Below are 18,174 nucleotides of genomic sequence, written 5' to 3' on the forward strand. Positions count from 1 at the left end.
GCCACTTTGCCGCCAGGACCTAAAACCATAACCGGCTACCGCATCGGCGCCACACCGCGGATTACCGTGCAAGGGCACGTCTTTATTCAACGTAAAGGAATACCCATGCCAGACCGCAATCCCCCCCTCGCCGCCGACCCGCAGCGGGAAGCGCTTGAAGCCCAGTTTCTCAAGCGTCCGACACTGCGCGCAGTCACCGCGCAGATGCTGGCGCGCAACCTGGCGGAGAAATATCCGCCGTTGACACACCCCCTCGCCGACCTGCGACTGGCCGTACCCCGTGACGGTGGCGGGCGGGCGTTGCTGCCGTTGCTGGAGGTCGCGCTGAACCATCTCGCCGACGGCAGCTTTCCCGATGTGTCGACGCGCCACGGCCTGGATAGCTACTTGAGCGATGCCAGCGGCACGCGGCTCGGTTATCCGGCCAATGGCGCCCACGCCTATGATCTTGACGTCATCGAAGCCGTCATTCGCGAACTGCCGTCGCTGCTGTTTATTGGCTTCCAAGACGCTGTGGCCACCTATTGGGGCGAAGACAGCGACGCCGGCGGCAGCCGCTGGAAATGGCTGGCCGACGTGCTGCAAGGCACGCTGCTCGACGCCGCCGCACGCCACGCCCAACCGCTGGACATCCTCAATACCCTGGCGCGCTACCCAGACCGTGCCACCCGCGCACGCCGCCCGGCCCCCGACAACGCGATTCATGCCTATACGCTAGAGGCGCACCTGACGCGCGCAGGCAGCCTGCTCACGCTGCAAGCGAGCGACCTGCTGGTGGTGTGCCGCGAGCAGGTGTTGCTGTGCCGTCTGTCCGGCGCAATCGAGGCCTACCCTGACCTGGACGCCTTCGGCCAGGCCTGGGCCGACCACCTGCAACAGCGCTTCAGCGTCGACAGCATCACCTGGCAGCAGTACGAACCCGACGGCAATATTTTCGAGGTCCAGGCCGCGCTGATCCTCAACCAGCAATTGGAGGACCTGGCCGCCCTGCAACTCCCGGCCAACAGCACGGTGCAGGCCTTGGAACAACAGTTTGCCGCCATCACCCAACCGGCGCGGTTTTTCGCCAGCGCCCGCGGCACGGCGCTGGTCACCCTGGCGTCCCTCCAGGCCGCCCTGCCCGACTGGCTGCAACGCGCCAGCGCCGCCGACCGCCTGGCTTACCGCGAATGCCTGCTTGAACAGGCCGGGATCAAGCGCCAGACCCTCGGCGATTCCGACTTCGATGGCCTGGAAAGCCTGCATAGCTATGCCGCCGAGCACTTGAACCATCAACTGTGCCTGGATCGCGCTGTCGCCCTGGGCGGCCAGCGTACCTGCAACGACGCGGCACGCGCTGCCGGCTACCGGGCCGACGAGTTGACCCTGACCTTTCATGTCGCGGTGGGCAGCCTTGCAGGCGGTTACCTCGCGCCGGTGTCCATGAGCCTGGTGGACCTGGCGCTGAAGAACCTGTCGGGAAGCCCCAGAGGCCGCATGACGCTCAGCCATCGCAGCGGCCGGGCGCTCGAAGCGTGGTTGACGCCCGCCTACGTGCTGCAACTGGTCCAGCGTGTGGACATCGGCAACAACTATCCCGCCTACCTGCGCCGAGAACTGATGGGCGACACCGCCGCCGCGCGCAAACGCCAGCGGCTGTTCAACCAACAGCGGCCCCTGCACCTGAAAACCCAGGCGCTGGAGCACGCGCTCCGCGGCGAAGCCGGCCTGACCGCGCGCGGCGCGCGCTGTGTGCGGGCACTGCTCGCAACCAACCCGCTGGCACGCCGGGTCGATGGCGACGAAATGGTCATCCGCCCCCTGGCCTTTCTGCGCACGCCGTCGGCCACGGCGGACGTGGCGCAGAACATGTTCATCATCGAACCGCTCGACACCCGGCTGGGGCCGCACCTGCTGTACCGTCCGGCCTATCGCGACGCGCTGCTCGAGTTCAGCAGCCGCGAACACCTGCTGGCGGCCATTGTGCAACCCGGTGCGCTACAGGACAGCGTGCTGACCTGGCTGCCCGACCCGGCCAGGGCGATCTACAGCAACGGCGGGTTCAGCCAGCCGCACATCCTGCGCATCGGCATCGGTTCGGAGTTCGACCGGCTGCCCGAGGTGCCCAAACCCGCAGAATTGGCGCCAGCCGGCGATGCGAGCGGCGACGAAATCCTGCAAGCGCTCAACCACGGCAGCCTGATGGACTATCTGTTCGGCTGCGAAACCCGCCAGTTGCTGGACCAGGCCGAGCGCGAATCGACCTCGAATGCGCAAAGCCGCTGGGCGTTGATCCTCGAAGGCATGCAATTGGGCTTCAACACCTTGTTGATGGCCGTGCGCGGGCCCCTGGCGACGATCGGCTGGCTGATCCAGGCGACGCAAAGCCTGACCCAGGACCTGCCGGCGCTGGAGAGCCCTGACCCTACGGCGAAAGAGCTGGCGTGGGTCGACCTGCTGCTCAATATCGGCATGCTGCTGGTGCATCAAGGCCCCCTCAGCGCGCACAGTGCCAGCCCGCCGCTCGACGAACAGCCCGTCACGCGCACGCCCTTCCGACGCCCGCCCGGCCTGGCAACCCGCCATGCGGCGGCGGTCGAACGCGGCGTCATCGGCCTGCCCAGCGAACCACCCGGCGGTGGCCGCACGCCGTTGGACTTCGACCATTCGTTGGCCGGCGACACCGCCGCGGCCGCGCTGCTGGAGAAACTGCGCGCCATCAACGTGCCGTGGCCCGTGCCCGCTCCCGCGCCACTCGACACCGGGCCTCACCAAGGCTTGTACCGCATCAACGGCCTGTGGCATGCCTCGGTGGCCGGGCTGTTATTCAGGGTCAGCATCGTCCCGGGTTTTGCTGACGTGTTCATCGTTCATCCGCAAAAACCCGAACATCCCGGGATTTTGCTGAGAACCGATGGCAACGGCCATTGGTCGCTGGACCGCGGGCTCAAACTGCTGGGTGGCGGGCCCAAGCGCCTGGCCGCCTTGCGCGAAGAAAACCTGCGCAAGAAACAAGAAGTGCTCGCCCGGGTGCAAGTGCTCAGTGAAGACATGCAGCACCTGATGGCGCCATTCCAGGCAGCGAGCACGCAGATATCTCCCGCCCTGGACGCCTTGGTCAAACAACGCAAAACCGCGCAGTTGGTGTGGAACCTGCTGCAAAAAGCCAGCGACCAGCAAAGGCCCGCCCTGGAAACACGGCACCAGCGCGAAACCCTCAAGCATCAGCAATTGCGCACCGAGTTTCAGATTCTGCTGGAGAACCTAGAATTGCTGTTTGCCCAATCACTGGCCCCGCGCCTGGAGATGGTCAAGCTCGGCGTAGAACTGGAAAAAGTCGGCGGTGCCGGCGTGCATGTGCATGACCGCGCGAAAATCCTCAAGACGGTCTGGGACCAACAACTGTTTATCCACGAGATGCTCCTGGGCCGGTTGAACGCCATGCGCTTTTCCGGCGCGGGCGAACCCATGGCGCGAATGGCGCGCCGCATGTTCGTGAATAACTTGCTCGGCGACTCCACGGTCTACGACGAATACGTGCGCAACGCCACCGAGTCAGCAAACATCCGCCAGCACATGGCCGAGGTTTCCGTTGCCATGGAAACCACCCTGGAACAGCTGGAAAACGATTCGCTGGCGGGGCGCACGATACGCCAGGAGTTGCTGGCACAGATCGAATACCCGCAGAATTTTTTCCCCGACAACCTGCGGCTCAACGCCCTCGACTACCTGGCCGTCAGCAGCGTGGAGATGACCGATGTACGCCTGCCACCGCAGGAAGAGCTGTACGTCAAACGCCTGGAGCAAACCGACCTGAGCGCGGCGCTGCTGTCTCACGTCGAAGTGCGCAGCAGCACCGAATACACCCTGGTCGAACAACGGCAGGTGTACGAGAGCGTGCTGAAAAAGTACCGCCGTTATGAAGAGGCGATCCGCGTACTCAAGGCGCTCAACCCGAGCCGCCTGCGCCCGCAGGCCGAACGTCTGCTGGCGGGCCTCGAATACGCCCAGGCGCTGGCGAACAGCGAGCTGGAATCGGTGGTGCGCAAGCAGGAAGCGTTGGAGGTGGTGCTGCCGCTGTCGAAAACCCTGCGCGCCAAGGCGCCGACAAAGCGCGTGTTCAAGACCCGCAAAAAAGAGTATTTGATCGGCGAACTCAAGCCGGCCGATGCGCAGAACGCCGAGGAGCACTTCACCCTCACCGATACGCTGACCGGTGAAGCCGTTGCCTCTTTCAACAAGCACGCGGACGGCTGGGTGACCACCGCCGAACCGCCTTCCCAAGCCCCCACGCAGCCCCCGCGAGGCCGCACGCTGGCGACCCTCAAAGGTTTGGCCCAGACGCTGATCGAACAGCGCCGCGACATTGAACGCGTCATTACCGCCGACCGGCAAAAGCTCGACTCGCCGCGCACACGCCAACAGGTCAACCCGGGCGACTGGGATGAGCTGCTCAGCGGGCACGCGGACAAGCTCACCGCGCTGGCCGAGGAAATCCAGCGCGACCACCTCGACAAACCCTCGGCCCAGGACCTGATCGATGAGTACCATGCCCAGGCCCGCGATATGCTGCGGCTGGCAGAACGGGTGTGCAGCGAGGGCTACAAGCGTCAATGGCCGACCCAGGAGAGCCTCGAGTATCTGTGGCAACACCAGCAGATCGATATCAACCTGACCAGCCTGGCCGACCCGCAACGGCCGACCCTCAGTGGCGATTTCTTCACCGAATACGCGGTGTATGACAAAGCGAAAAAACCGCCGACGGTGCTGTGGTATGCCCACTTCCATTACGCCAGCGCCGACGCCCCGCCCGCGCGCTATACCCGCGCCCATCTGAAACTGGCGGAGCAGCGCAAATACACGCAGAAGGATTTGCTCAAGCAACACGTCCAGAGCAGCTTGCGCAACCCCCAGGAGCCGGGCGCCGAGCCGATCAGGCGGATTGTCTACGTATTGATCACGCCGCCGGTGGATCAGTTGTTCCTGGCGATCGCGCCCATACCGCGCGCAACCCGGTGAGCGCAGTGTGACGTTGCAGGTGGGGGCGCAACCGCCCCCACCGCTGCACTCAGTGGGCGAACAGCGAATTGCCTTTCTGCCCGGCCAACTTCTCCGGTTTGATCAGGAACCGCGCCAGCGCCGGCAGCAGCCACAGCGCGCCGAACATGTTCCACAGCAGCATGAAGGTCAGCATCAGGCCCATGTCGGCCTGGAACTTGATCGCCGAGAAGATCCAGGTACACACGCCGATCGCCAGGCACAACCCGGTGAACAGCACCGCCTTGCCTGTGGACTTGAGCGTCTGGTAGTACGCCTCTTGCAACGGCAGGCCAGCGCGCAGGAAACTTTCCAGACGGCTGTAGATGTAAATGCCGTAGTCCACGCCGATGCCCACGCCAAGGGCCACCACCGGCAAGGTCGCGACCTTGACGCCGATGCCCATGAACGCCATCAGCGCGTTGCCCAGCACCGAGGTCAGCACCAGCGGCAGCACGATGCACAGGGTCGCCGCCCAAGAGCGGAAGGTGATCATGCACATGGTCGCCACGCACAGGTACACCAGGATCAGGATGGTCAGCTCCGACTCCTTGATCACCTCGTTGGTAGCGGCCTCGATCCCGGCGTTACCGGCGGCGAGGATGAACTCCAGGCCGTCCTTGTTGTTTTCCTTGGCGAAGTCCTGCACCGCATGCACGGCGCGGTCGAGGGTTTCGGCCTTGTGGTCGTTGAGGAACACCAGCACCGGCGCCAGGGAGCAGTTGTTGTTGTACAGGCCATCGGCGCGGGCGATGGAGTTGTTCAGCACATCCGGGTTGCGCGACAGGGTTTCCCATTTCAGGTTGCCCTCGTTCATGCCCTTGATCATCTGCTTGGACACGGTCACCAGCGAGATCGCCGACTGCACGCCCTCGGTGTTCTGCATCTTCCACATCAACTGGTCGATGGGCGCCATGGCTTCATAGCGCGAGCAGCCTTCGGCCTTGGTCTTGACCATCACCACCAGCACGTCGGAACTGGTGGAGTAGTTGCTGATGATGAAGTTGTTGTCCTTGTTGTAGCGCGAGTCCGGGCGTAGCTCCGGCGCGCCCTGGTCCAAGTCGCCGATCTTGAGGTGCTGGCTGTACCAGAGGCCGCCGCTGAACGCGACCAGCGCCAGGGCGACGGAAATCGGCGCGACCTTCGGGTTGGCGAAATTCGACAGCAGGCGCCAGAACGGGTGTTCGCGATTCGCGTCTTTCTTGCTCCTGGCCACGGCGCGCTTGCTGATGCCCGCGTAGGAAATCGCCACCGGCAGCAGGATCAGGTTGGTAAACACGATCACCGCCACGCCGATGGACGCGCCGATGGCCAGTTCCCGGATCACCCCGATGTCGATGATCAGCAGGGTAATGAAACCCACCGCATCCGCCAGAATCGCGATCATCCCCGGCAGGAACAGTTGCCGGAAGGTACGCCGTGCGGCAGTCAGCGCATTGTCCGCGTCGCTCGATTGCAGGGCGATACCGTTGATCTTCTGCACGCCGTGGGAAATACCGATGGCGAAGATCAGGAACGGCACCAGCATCGAATACGGATCGAGCCCGAAGCCGAAGAAGTGCATCAAGCCGAGTTGCCAGACCACCGCCACCAGCGTCGTGCTCAACACCGCGACGGTGCTGCGCAGGCAGTTGGTGAACCACAGCAACAGCACCAGCGTGATGACGAAGGCAACGCCGAAGAACAGCACGACCATCACCAGCCCGTCGATCAGGTCGCCGACCTTCTTGGCGAAACCGACGATGTGGATCTTGACGTTGGGGTTCTGCGCTTCGAACTTGGTGCGGATCTTGTCTTCCAGTTCATGGGAGAACTGCCGATAGTCCAGCGCCAGCAACTTGCCCTGGTCCTGCGGGTCCGGGTAGGACTCCAGCAGCGGGATGTCGACAATGCTCGACTTGAAGTCGTTGGACACCAGGCGCCCGACCTGGCCGGACTTGAGCACGTTGTTGCGCAGTTGATCGAGGCTTTGCGGCGAGCCGTTGTAGCTCTGCGGGATCACTTCCCCGCCGGCAAAGCCTTCCTCGGTGACTTCGGTCCAGCGCACGCTGGGGCTCCACAGCGACTTGAGGCCCGAGCGGTCGACGCCAGAGATGTAGAACACCTCGTCGTTGATCTGCCGCAGGGTCTCCATGTAGTCCTTGGTGAAGATGTCACCGTCCTTGGCCTCCACCGAGATACGCACCGTGTTGCCCAGGTTGGCCAGGTCGTTGCGGTGTTCCATCATCTTTTCGATGAAGGGGTGCTTGAGCGGGATCATCTTTTCGAAGCTGGTGGAGGGGCGAATCAACGTCGCCTGCCAGAACAGGAAAATACTCACCAGCAGGCAGATGACGATCACTGCCGGGCGGTTGTTGAAGATCAGGCGCTCAAGAAAGGTCGCTTTATCGTTGTGATGACTGCTCATTCTTTCCCCGCCTTCTTATTGTTTTGTGGGTTCGGCGCCGGTTGGCGTAGCAACACGAACACCCCCCTGCCCGACCAGAATCAAGTTGCCATTGCCCGCCGCCGTCACCGCCGAGAGTGAAATACGGTCCGGGCGATTGAATACGCTGAAGGTCTGGCCGTCGTCATGGCTGACCACCACGCTGCCGCCGTTACCGACCACCACCAGCGCGCCGTCATCGAGCAAGGTCGCCCCGGACAAGCCGAACTCCAGGGCGCCGCGCGCCGCATTCAGTTCGACCTGCTCCCAGGTGCTGCCGAAATCCGTGGAGCGGTACAGGTTGCCACGCAAGCCGTAGGCCAACAGGGTGTGCGGCTGGGCGGTGCCGATCACGCCGAACAGTGAACCCTCGTAGGGGCCTTCGAGTTTTTCCCAGGTCTGGCCGTCGTCGCTGGAGCGGAACATGCTGCCCTGCTCACCGACGATAAACAGGCCGGCGTCCTTGATCTGGGCAATAGCGTTGAGGTGGAACTGGTCTTCGTTGTCGAGGCGTTCGCTGACGTCTTCCCAGGTTTTACCACCGTCGGTGGTTTCGATCAGCGCCCCGTAGGCGCCGACGGCCAGGCCGTGGTTGGCGTCGTTGAACCAGACGTCGAGCAACGGCGCTTCGCGCTTGAGGTCCTGGTATTGCTGGGCCCAGGTGGCGCCGCCGTCGACGCTGGCGAGGATCTGCGCATCGTGGCCGACGGCCCAGCCGTGTTTGTCATCGACAAAAAACACCGCCGTGAGCAGTTGGCGGGTGGGGACTTTGGCTTGGGTCCAGGTGCTGCCCTGGTCATCGGAATAGAGGATGTGCCCGCGATCACCGACCGCCACCAGGCGCGAGCCCGCGTGGACCACGTCGATCATCAGGCCCTTGGCGGCCTTGGGGGATTCAATTGCAAACACCGGCTGTGCGGCGGTATCGCTGGCTGCCAACAGCGGTGGCGACAACGCGGCACCGGCCAGCAACGAGAGCGCTGTGGCCAGCAACGCAACCCTGCGTGCGGCGCGTGGGCGGCAAACAACCCAACCCATGACAGGCTCACTCATAGACCTTTCTCCCATTTATTATTGTTAGGTCGTCTTACCTTCCCGGGCTCTGAAACCTGCAATCTAGAGCGCCTGGAGGAAGTAGGGGCCATCCTATCGGGCTTTCGAATCGTCTGACAATCGGCGCTACGTTATCTTTTGTTAACTGGCGGCTTTTAACCCTGCGCTGAATATAACCACATCAACTGCAATGATATAGCCGCAGAAATGAATTATTTTTTCCACATATTGAATTATGAGAATTTATATTCCATTAATAGCCTCCCTGAAAACAATAATCCAAAGGACCACGGCTATGCGCAAACTCGGAATCGGCCTGATCGGCACAGGCTTCATGGGCCGCGCCCATGCCCTGGCGTTCAATAACGCCCGCACGGTATTCGAGCTGCCGGTCAGCCTCAGACTGGCCGCCCTGGCCGATGCCGACACCGAACGCGCCCAGCGCTGCGCCGATGCCTGGGGATTTGCCCAGGCCCATGGCGACTGGCAAGCGCTGGTCAACGACCCCACGGTCGATGTGGTAGCGATCACCACACCGAACCATTTGCACTACCCCATGGCCATGGCCGCGCTCGCCGCGGGCAAGGCGGTGTACTGCGAAAAACCGCTGGCGGTCAGCCTGGCGCAGGCCGACGCCATGCGCCACGCCGCGAGTGCGGCGGGCGTGGTGACGCGGGTCGGCTACAACTACCAGCACAACCCGATGATCGGGTGGGCAAAGCAGATCATCGCCAACGGCGAATTGGGCGAAATCATCAGTTTCCAGGGTGAGTTCAGCGAAGACTTCATGGCCGACCCGGCGTCACCCTGGTCGTGGCGCTGTGAGGTGGAACATGCCGGTGGCGCCCTGGCAGACCTGGGCAGCCACTTGCTGTCGATGGCACGCTATCTGGTGGGCGATGTGGTCAGCGTGTGCGCCGATACGCAGACCGTGCATACACAGCGCCCCGCCGTCAAAGGCGGCGACACACTCAAGTCGATTGCCGTGGACGACCAGGTACACGCCCTGCTGCGTTTCGCCAACGGCGCGCGCGGCACGGTGAGCAGCAGTTGGCTCAAGCACGGTTACAAGAACCACCTGGCGTTTGAGATCAGCGGGACGCAAGGCACGTTGGCCTTCGATCAGGAGCGCTTGAACGAACTGCGCCTGTGCCACAAGGGCCAGGACGGCTTCCAACGCCTGCTGGCCGGCCCCGCCCTGCCCGGCTACGCGGCGTTCAGCCCGGCCGCCGGCCATCAGTTGGGCTACAACGAATTGAAGACGCTGGAAGTGCACGAGTTGATTCTGGCAGTGACCGGCCAGGGCGCGGACGGCAGCGACTTCGACGCGGCGTGGGCGGTCGAGCGGCTGGCGACGGCGATTCGCGTGGCGGCTCGCGAACAACGCTGGGTCAATGTGAACTCGGTCTGAAATGTGGGAGGGGGCTTGCCCCCGATGGCGGTGGATCAGTCGATAGGCTCGGTGACTTCAACTCCGCTATCGGGGGCAAGCCCCCTCCCACATTTAGATCACCTAGAGATTCAAGTTAACGCAGCGCGCGGCGCAGCACCTTGCCCACTGTGGTCTTGGGCAGCTCGGTGCTGCGAAACTCCACGTACCTGGGCACTTTGTACCCCGTCAGGTATTCCCGGCAATGGGCCAGGATCTGTTCCTGGGTCAGGTTCGGGTCTTTGCGCACCACGATGATCTTCACCCTCTCGCCGGTCACGCCATCTTCCACACCGATTGCCGCCACTTCAGCAACGCCGGGGTGCAGCGCCACCACGTCTTCGATTTCATTGGGGTACACGTTGAAGCCCGAGACCAGGATCAGGTCCTTCTTGCGGTCGACCAGGCGGATATAGCCGCGCGTATCCATCACCCCGATATCGCCGGTCGACAGCCAGCCCTCGGCATTCAGCACCTCGGCGGTTTCCTTGGGCCGCTTCCAGTAGCCCTGCATCACCTGCGGGCCGCGCACTTGCAATTCGCCCTGCTCACCGAGGTCAGCCAATTCGCCGTCTTCGCGCATAAAACGCACCCAGGTCGACGGCAAGGGCACGCCGATGCTGCCGGTGAATTCCATCTCGCGCATGCGGGAAATGTCGATGGGGCTGATGCTCACCACCGGCGAACATTCGGTCAGCCCGTAGCCTTCGATGATCGGCAGCCCGGTGACTTCCTTCCAGCGCTTGGCCACCGCCGTGTGCGTGGCCATGCCACCGGCGATCACCATGCGCAGGTCGGAAAAGTCCCGCGCACAGAACTCCTGGTTCTCCAGCAAGCCGTTAAACAACGTGTTGACCCCGGCAATCCCGTTGAAGCGCTCCTTGCGCAGGATCATCTGCACGCGCTTCACGTCCCGTGGGTTGGCGATCAGGATGTTGCGCCCGCCCAGGCACATGAACATCAGGCAGTTCACCGTCAGCGAAAAGATGTGATACAGCGGCAACAAGGTGACGTTGGTTTCCTGCGTGTCCTGGTCCAATTGGTTGCCGACCCAGGCCTTGGCTTGCAGCAGGTTGGCGATGATGTTGCGATGGCTGAGCATCACGCCCTTGGCGTCACCCGTGGTGCCGCCGGTGTATTGCAGGAAGGCCAGGTCGTCGAGGTGCATGTCCACCGGGAAATGGGTCAGCGCCCTTCCTTGCTTGAGCGCCTGATTGAAGCGTACCGAACCGCGCAGGTTGAACCTCGGCACCTGTTTCTGCACGCGGCGCAGGATGAAGTTCATCGCCGCGCCCTTGAAGGTGCCGAGCAAGTCGCCGATGGCCGCCACCACCACGCGCTTGACGCTGCTGCCGGGCATGGCTTTTTCCAGGGTGTGGGCGAAGTTCTCGAAGATCACCACCGTCTCCGCGCCGCTGTCCTTGAGCAAATGCTTGAGTTCATGGGCGGTGTACAGCGGGTTGACGTTGACCACCACCGCACCGGCCAGGATCGTCCCCAGCAGGCAGATCGGGTACTGCAAGCAGTTGGGCATCATCAGCGCCACGCGGTCGCCGGTCTTCACACCCTGGCCTTGCAACCAGGCGGCAAACGCAATGCCCTGCATGTGCCAGTCGGCATAGGTCATTTCGGTGCCGATGCTGACGTAGGCCACCCGTTCGCGGAATTTTTCCAGGTGCTCCAGGAACACCTCGCGCAGCGACGGGTAGTCCTCGATACCGGCATCGATGTCCGCCGGGACGCCGGGCAGGTAGGCGTTCAACCAGATGCGTTCGGTGTGTTCCAGGCTGATAGCGTTCATGGCAATTTCCTTGTTGTTGTTTTGGATAGCGCTACTTTTCGACGATGGCGGTAATGCCCAGCCCGCCCGCCGCGCAGATCGAAATCAGGCCGCGCCCGCCGCCACGCTCGTGGATCGCCTTGGCCAACGCTGCCAATTGCCGGCCCCCGGTGGCGGCGAAGGGATGCCCGCAGCCCAGGGAGCCGCCGTTGACGTTCATCTTGGCGCGGTCGATGGTGCCCAGCGGTGCGTCCAGCCCCAGCCGTTCGCGACAGTAGTCGGCGTCTTCCCAGGCCTTGAGCGTGCAGAGCACCTGGGCGGCGAACGCTTCGTGGATCTCGAAGAAATCGAAGTCGGCAAAGCCCAGGCCCTCACGCTTGAGCAGGCGCGGCACGGCATAGGCCGGCGCCATCAGCAGGCCTTCGCTGCCGTCGACAAAGTTCACCGCCGCGGTCTCGCCGGTGCGCAGGTAAGCCAACACCGGCCAGCCGTGTTCGGCGGCCCACGCTTCACTGGCCAACAGCACCACCGAGGCGCCGTCGGTCAGCGGTGTGGAGTTGCCCGCCGTGAGCGTGCCGTTCTGGCGGTCATAGGCCGGGGACAGGCTGGCGAGCTTCTCCAGGCTGGTGTCGGCGCGCAGGTTGTTGTCCCGCGCCAGGCCGCGATAGGGGCTGATCAGGTCGTCGAAGAAACCGCGTTGATAGGCGGCATCCAGGCGCTGGTGGCTGCTGAGGGTCAATTCATCCTGGGCCAGGCGCTTGATCTGCCAGCGCTTGGCCATTTCTTCGCAGTGCTCGCCCATCGACAGACCGGTGCGCGGTTCGCCATTGCGCGGCAGCAGCGGCTTGAAGAACATCGACGGACGCACCTTCAGCAGCGCCTTCACCTTGTCGCCCATGGCCTTGGCGCGATTGGCCGCAAGCAAGGTGTGGCGCAGCGCTTCATTGAGGCCGATGGGCGCGTCGGACGTGGTGTCGGCGCCACCGGCGATGCCCACATCGATCTGGCCGAGGGCGATCTTGTTCGCCACCAGCAAGGCCGCTTCCAGGCCCGTGCCGCAGGCTTGTTGCAAGTCGTAGGCCGGGGTTTGCGCAGACAGCGTGGTCGATAACAGCGACTCACGCGCCAGGTTGAAATCCCGCGAGTGCTTGATCACCGCGCCCGCAGCGAACTCGCCCAGGCGCTGGCCATGCAGGTTGTAGCGGTCGACCAGGCCTTGCAGCGCGGCCACCAGCAAATCCTGGTTACTGTCGTGGGCGTACACCGTGTTGGAGCGGGCAAACGGAATGCGGTTGCCGCCGATGATCGCCACGCGGCGGGCCGGGGCCGGGTTGAAGCTGTAGTCATTCATTTAAGGCGCTCGTTCCAGATAAAAAGCCCGCGCATGTGCGGTTTGTCACCGGCGAAGTTGCGCACTTCGAACTCACGCCGCGGGCCGCTCACGGGGCGGCGCCACAGCGCGACCTGGCCGGGCAGGAAGATCGGCAGCTTGAAGTCGCAGTGCGCTTGCGCCTGATCCAGGCCGCCCGGCGGTTGCTCGGCGGCCAATGCGCGGCCCAATGTCCACATGCCGTGGGCGATGGCGCGGCGAAAGCCAAAGAGTTTTGCGCCGATCAGCGAGGTATGAATCGGGTTGAAATCCCCCGAGACCTTGGCAAACCGCCGGCCCAGATCGGCGGGCAGCACCCAGCGCTGGGTGCGCAACAGGCCTTCTTCCTGCAAGGGCAGCACGTCCGCCCATGGCTCACCCACCGGGTTTTTCACGTCGCGCCGCAGGTACAGGCTGTCGCTTTCCCACAGCAGCGTGTCCGCACCGTAGGCCCGGGTGGCGATGCTCAGCGCCTGGCCCTTGGGGTGCGCCACCCAACGCTCGCAATACACCTCCAGGCGCAGGGCCTGGCCCGCGTGCAAGCGCTGGTGCTGACGAATGCGATTGGCCAGGTGGACCATGCCGCTGGCCGGGTACGGGAAACTCGGCCGGGTCAGCAGCATCAGGTGCAACGGGAACGCCAGCACCTGCGGGTAGGCCAGCGGCACGCCCTGCTCATGCCGGAAACCACAGGCGCGGCCATACGCGGCGATGCCGGTGGCCGACAATTCCACCGCCGAACGCACCAGACGCGCCTTGGGCAACTCAGGCGCGCCGTCGAGCTTGGGTTTGCGCAAGGCGCGCAGGCCGTCCAGCAACAACTGGGGCTGCGACGGCGGCGGGTCGATGATCTGCGTCACGTAGTCCATGGCTCAAGCTCCCAGCAGGCTTTGGCCGCACACGCGCACGACTTGGCCGTTGACGCCGCCGGACGCCGGGTGGGCCAGCCAGGCGATGGTCTCGGCCACGTCGATCGGCTGGCCGCCCTGGGACAGCGAATTCATGCGCCGCCCGGCTTCGCGGATCAGCAGCGGGATCTTCGCGGTCATCTGGGTTTCGATGAACCCCGGCGCCACCGCGTTCACCGTGACCTGCTGCGCCGCCGCCAACGGTGCCAGGCCGTGGACCAGGCCGATCACCCCGGCTTTGGAAGTGGCGTAGTTGCTTTGCCCGAGGTTGCCGGCGATGCCGGAAATCGACGACACACAGACGATACGCCCGCCCGGGTTCAGGCCCTGGCATTCCAGCAGCGCGTGGCTCAGTTGCAACGGCGCTTGCAGGTTGACCGCCAGCACATTGCGCCACGCCGCTTCGGTCATCTTGGTGATGGTCTTGTCGCGGGTGATCCCGGCGTTATGCACCACCACGTCAAAGGCGCCGGATTGGCTGACATGGGCCTGCAACAGCGAGGCCGCATCTGCTGCGGTAATGTCCAGTGGCAACGCCGAGCCACCGACGCTGGCGGCGGCATGTTGCAGCGCGTCCTCGGCTTGGGGCACATCCACGCACACCACATGGGCGCCGTCGCGGGCCAATACCTGGGCAATCGCCAAGCCGATGCCACGGGAGGCACCGGTAACCAGCGCGCGGCGGCCGGCGAAGGGGGTGTCCCAGTTGACCGTGACAGGGCCGTCCAGCGGTTTTTCCAGGCGCACCACTTGCCCCGACACATAGGCCGAACGACGCGACAGAAAGAAGCGCAGGCTGCTGTCCATGGCGTCTTCGGCCCCCGGCGCGACGTAGATCAATTGCACGGTGATCGCCCGGCGCAGTTCCTTGGCCAGCGAACGCACCAACCCTTCGAGGGCGCGCTGGGCGATGGCCTGGGGCAAATCCCGACAGTCTTCGGGAGCAGTGCCGAGCACCACCACGCGGCCATGCTGGGCGAGGCGCTTGGCGTTGGCGTGGAAAAATACGTAGAGCTCATCGAGCTGCTGCAGGTCGACGACGCCAGTGGCATCGAACACCGCGCCCTGCACCTTGACCGTAGACGGCGCCTTGAGGGTCGCTGCAGTGGCGGCGACCGTGTCGGTGGCGCTGAAAATCTGTTGCACTTGCACAGCCAGGCGCCCTGCCCCCGCGACGATCACCGGGTTGGCCAGGCCTTGCTGGCCACGGCGATGACGTTGCAGCAGCAACGGTTGCGGCAGGCCGATGGCCTGGGCCAGGCGTCGGCCCCAGGGGGAATTGACGAACGATAGGTAGCTGTCACTCATATAAACATCCACTCACGATACGGTATCGGTATGAACGCCCGAGCCATGTAGGCGCGTTCATTCAGTGCCACTCAATTGACCGAAGCATTCTCGCCCTGGCTGGTACGACGCTGGGTAGATGGTTGCAACACGTGCTTACGCTGCTGCAACGCCTCGAGCAGACCGAAGTCCTGCGGGAAGTCGTCGACCTGGATGCCGTGGTCGGCATATTCCACATAGCGCGCGAGCAAGGCGTCTTCATCGCTGCTGATCAAGTCCAGCGCCCGCGCCTTGACGCGCCAGGCGGCAAAGGCCGTGGCGGCGATCGGCATCGGTTCGAGCAAGCCCTGTTTGATCGCAGGCTTGAGCCGTGCTTCGATCAGCTCCACCTGCGGCAACAGGCGGAAAGCCAATTCGCCGTAAGCCAGCTTGTCGATTTCCGGACGTGGGATATAGGAATTGGCCAGCAAGCGCTCACGGGTTTCGCCGGAGGTCTGCACCACATCCGCCACCTGGGCCAACAGCCGGTCCGAGGGTTTACGCAGGGGAATACCGAACGGAAAACTCAAGCCGCGCACCACCGCTGCCGCGGCTTTCGACGGATAGTTATCGAGTGTTTCGGCGAGGGCTTCATGGGCGCGCAGCAACGCATCCTGGGCCGACCAATGCACCAGCGGCAAATCCGCCTGGGGCCGGCCGTCATCTTCAAAGCGCTTGAGCACGCAAGACAAGATGTACAACTGCGAAAGAATATCGCCCAGGCGCCCGGTGATACTTTCCTTGCGCTTGAGCGCACCGCCGAGCACACCCATGGAAACGTCCGAGATCAAAGCCAACACCACCGACAGCCGATTGGCCTGACGGTAGTAGGACGCCAACGCCGGCTCGGTCTTGGTGGGTGCGGAAATCAGGCGCCCGCCAGTGAGCGAATGCACTGCGGCGCGCACCGTATTGGCCAGCACAAAGCTCACATGGCCGAACATTGCGCTGTCAAACGCTTCAAGCGCCTTGCGCCGATCGGGGTTGCGCGCCGCTTCCATCTCGCGCAACACATAGGGATGGCAACGGATCAGGCCCTGGCCAAAGATGATCAGGCAGCGGGTCATGATGTTCGCGCCTTCCACCGTGATCGCAATCGGGCTTTGTTGATAAGCGCGGGCCAGGAAGTTGTTGGGGCCCATGCAGATGCCCTTGCCGGCGACGATGTCCATGCCGTCGTTGACGATCATCCGCGCGCGCTCGGTGACGTGGTATTTGGCGATGGCGGAGATCACCGAAGGTTTCTCGCCGGCATCCAGCGATGCCACCGACACCTTGCGCACCGCGTCGCAGGCATACAAATGCCCGGCCATGCGCGCCAACGGGGCTTGCACGCCTTCGAACTTGCCGATGGGCAGGCCGAACTGTTTGCGCATCGCCGCATACGCGCTGGTGCCGCGTACTGCGACCTTGCCCAGGCCGACGTTGGCCGACGGCAAGGAAATCGCCCGACCGGCCGCCAGGCATTCCATCAGCATGCGCCAGCCGTTGCCGACCTGTTCGCGGCCGCCGATGACCCACTCCAGGGGAATGAACACATCCTTGCCGGTGGTGGGACCGTTCTGAAACACCGCGTTGAGCGGCCAGTGCCGACGACCGCTGTTCACGCCCGGATGGGAGGTTGGGATCAACGCGCAAGTGATACCCAGCGAACCCGGCTGGCCGAGTAGACCTTCCGGGTCTTGCGCACGAAACGCCAGGCCAAGCACTGTGGCAATTGGGCCAAGGGTGATGTAGCGCTTGTCCCAGGTCACGTTGAAACCCAGCACTTCCTCGCCTTCGTGCAGGCCTTTGCAGACGATGCCCAGGTCCGGAATCGCCCCAGCGTCGGAACCGGCATACGGGCTGGTCAGCGCGAAACACGGAATGTCTTCGCCACGCGCCAGGCGCGGCAGGTAGTAATTACGCTGGGCATCGGTGCCGTAATGCAGCAGCAGTTCCGCCGGGCCCAGGGAGTTGGGCACCATCACCGAAATCGCCGCCGCCGAGCAGCGTGTCGACAGCTTCATCACCACTTGCGAATGCGCGTAGTGGGAGAAGCCTTTGCCGCCGTACTGCTTGGGAATGATCATGCCGAGGAAACCGGCGTCCTTGGTGTACTGCCAGCCCTCGGGGGACATGTCTTGCCAGACCTGGGTGGTTTCCCAGTCGTTGGCGATGTCGCACAGGGTTTCGACTTCGTTGTCGAGGAAGGCTTGCTCCTCGGCGCTCAGGCTGGCCGGCGCGGCTTGCAGCAGGCGCTGCCAGTCGGGTCGGCCGCTGAACAGTTCGGCATCCCACCACACGGTGCCGGACTCGATGGCCGCGCGCTCGGTGTCGGACATTGCCGGCATGACTGTACGAAACAGGCTCAGAGCCTTGCTGGTCAACAGGCTGCGGCGCAGCGGTTTGATTGTCATCAGCAACGCGGGCAAGACCACTAGCAGCGCCACGACGGTGGTGCCGAAAACGGCGACCACGTTGAACAGGTAGCCGGCCGCCAGCCAGGCCAGGCCGGCGCCCAGCCAGTGGACAGCGGCGGCTTGTCGATACGCCAGGGCAATCGCGGCTGCGAAACCCACCAATAACCAGATCACCATGGGGATACCTCTACTCGATTCAGGGCGTGGCGAACGCGCGGATCAGTCGAAATGACCTGCGGTGCAAAACCACGCTACAAACTCAGAAAACCAGATTAAAATTTTATTTTGAAATTTTTATTTAATGCTTTGATGAAAACATTCGAAGCTGAGCGAGTCAGCCGTGTTGAGCCCATGTGAAAGAGAGTGGAACGGGTCGCCTGCGCGACCCGTCGATGCCATGCTGGGACAAACCGTGCAGAAAGATGCGCTGACTGCTCGTTTCCAGCGTCGCGGCAAGGCTAAAACG

General features: G+C 63.6%; 9 protein-coding genes. 2 read left to right on the forward strand and 7 right to left on the reverse strand.

Annotated elements, in window-relative coordinates:
- Window positions 1-105 precede the first annotated feature (105 nt).
- On the forward strand, window positions 106-4,998 hold the full coding sequence (locus JN756_RS17285) for a DUF6543 domain-containing protein (RefSeq protein ID WP_201021116.1): 4,893 nt from the start codon (window positions 106-108) through the stop codon (window positions 4,996-4,998).
- A 49-nt stretch (window positions 4,999-5,047) separates the two neighbouring features.
- Here JN756_RS17285 and JN756_RS17290 read toward each other — a convergent pair whose 3' ends face one another.
- Entirely contained in the window at window positions 5,048-7,423 is a 2,376-nt protein-coding gene (locus tag JN756_RS17290; RefSeq protein WP_017846495.1) for an efflux RND transporter permease subunit, read from the reverse strand.
- Between the two features lie 15 nt (window positions 7,424-7,438).
- Window positions 7,439-8,479 carry a WD40/YVTN/BNR-like repeat-containing protein gene (locus JN756_RS17295; protein WP_169865359.1) on the reverse strand — a complete coding sequence of 347 codons (1,041 nt, stop codon included), beginning with the start codon at window positions 8,477-8,479 and terminating at the stop codon, window positions 7,439-7,441.
- Between the two features lie 310 nt (window positions 8,480-8,789).
- Between JN756_RS17295 and JN756_RS17300 the strand changes: the two genes are divergently transcribed.
- The gene (locus tag JN756_RS17300) at window positions 8,790-9,905 is read left to right on the forward strand and encodes a Gfo/Idh/MocA family protein (RefSeq protein WP_201021117.1); all 1,116 of its coding nucleotides are present in this window, start codon (window positions 8,790-8,792) and stop codon (window positions 9,903-9,905) included.
- Window positions 9,906-10,020: 115 nt separating this feature from the next.
- Here JN756_RS17300 and JN756_RS17305 read toward each other — a convergent pair whose 3' ends face one another.
- The 5 genes from JN756_RS17305 to JN756_RS17325 form a co-directional block, all read right to left on the reverse strand.
- The gene (locus tag JN756_RS17305) at window positions 10,021-11,724 is read right to left on the reverse strand and encodes an AMP-binding protein (protein ID WP_201021118.1); all 1,704 of its coding nucleotides are present in this window, start codon (window positions 11,722-11,724) and stop codon (window positions 10,021-10,023) included.
- 31 nt (window positions 11,725-11,755) lie between these two features.
- Window positions 11,756-13,054: an acetyl-CoA C-acetyltransferase gene (locus JN756_RS17310; protein ID WP_201021119.1), complete on the reverse strand. Its 1,299-nt coding sequence runs from the start codon at window positions 13,052-13,054 to the stop codon at window positions 11,756-11,758.
- The gene (locus JN756_RS17315; protein WP_169881971.1) at window positions 13,051-13,941 is read right to left on the reverse strand and encodes a MaoC/PaaZ C-terminal domain-containing protein; all 891 of its coding nucleotides are present in this window, start codon (window positions 13,939-13,941) and stop codon (window positions 13,051-13,053) included. Before JN756_RS17315 ends, JN756_RS17310 begins: the two co-directional genes overlap by 4 nt.
- A gap of 3 nt (window positions 13,942-13,944) precedes the next feature.
- Window positions 13,945-15,288: a 3-oxoacyl-ACP reductase gene (locus JN756_RS17320; RefSeq protein ID WP_126588557.1), complete on the reverse strand. Its 1,344-nt coding sequence runs from the start codon at window positions 15,286-15,288 to the stop codon at window positions 13,945-13,947.
- Between the two features lie 71 nt (window positions 15,289-15,359).
- Complete coding sequence (locus JN756_RS17325; protein WP_201021120.1) at window positions 15,360-17,885, reverse strand: acyl-CoA dehydrogenase; 2,526 nt, start codon at window positions 17,883-17,885, stop codon at window positions 15,360-15,362.
- Window positions 17,886-18,174: the final 289 nt, after the last annotated feature.

Origin of the sequence: Pseudomonas sp. Y39-6, from assembly GCF_023651955.1 — a bacterium.
Classification (GTDB): domain Bacteria; phylum Pseudomonadota; class Gammaproteobacteria; order Pseudomonadales; family Pseudomonadaceae; genus Aquipseudomonas; species Aquipseudomonas veronii.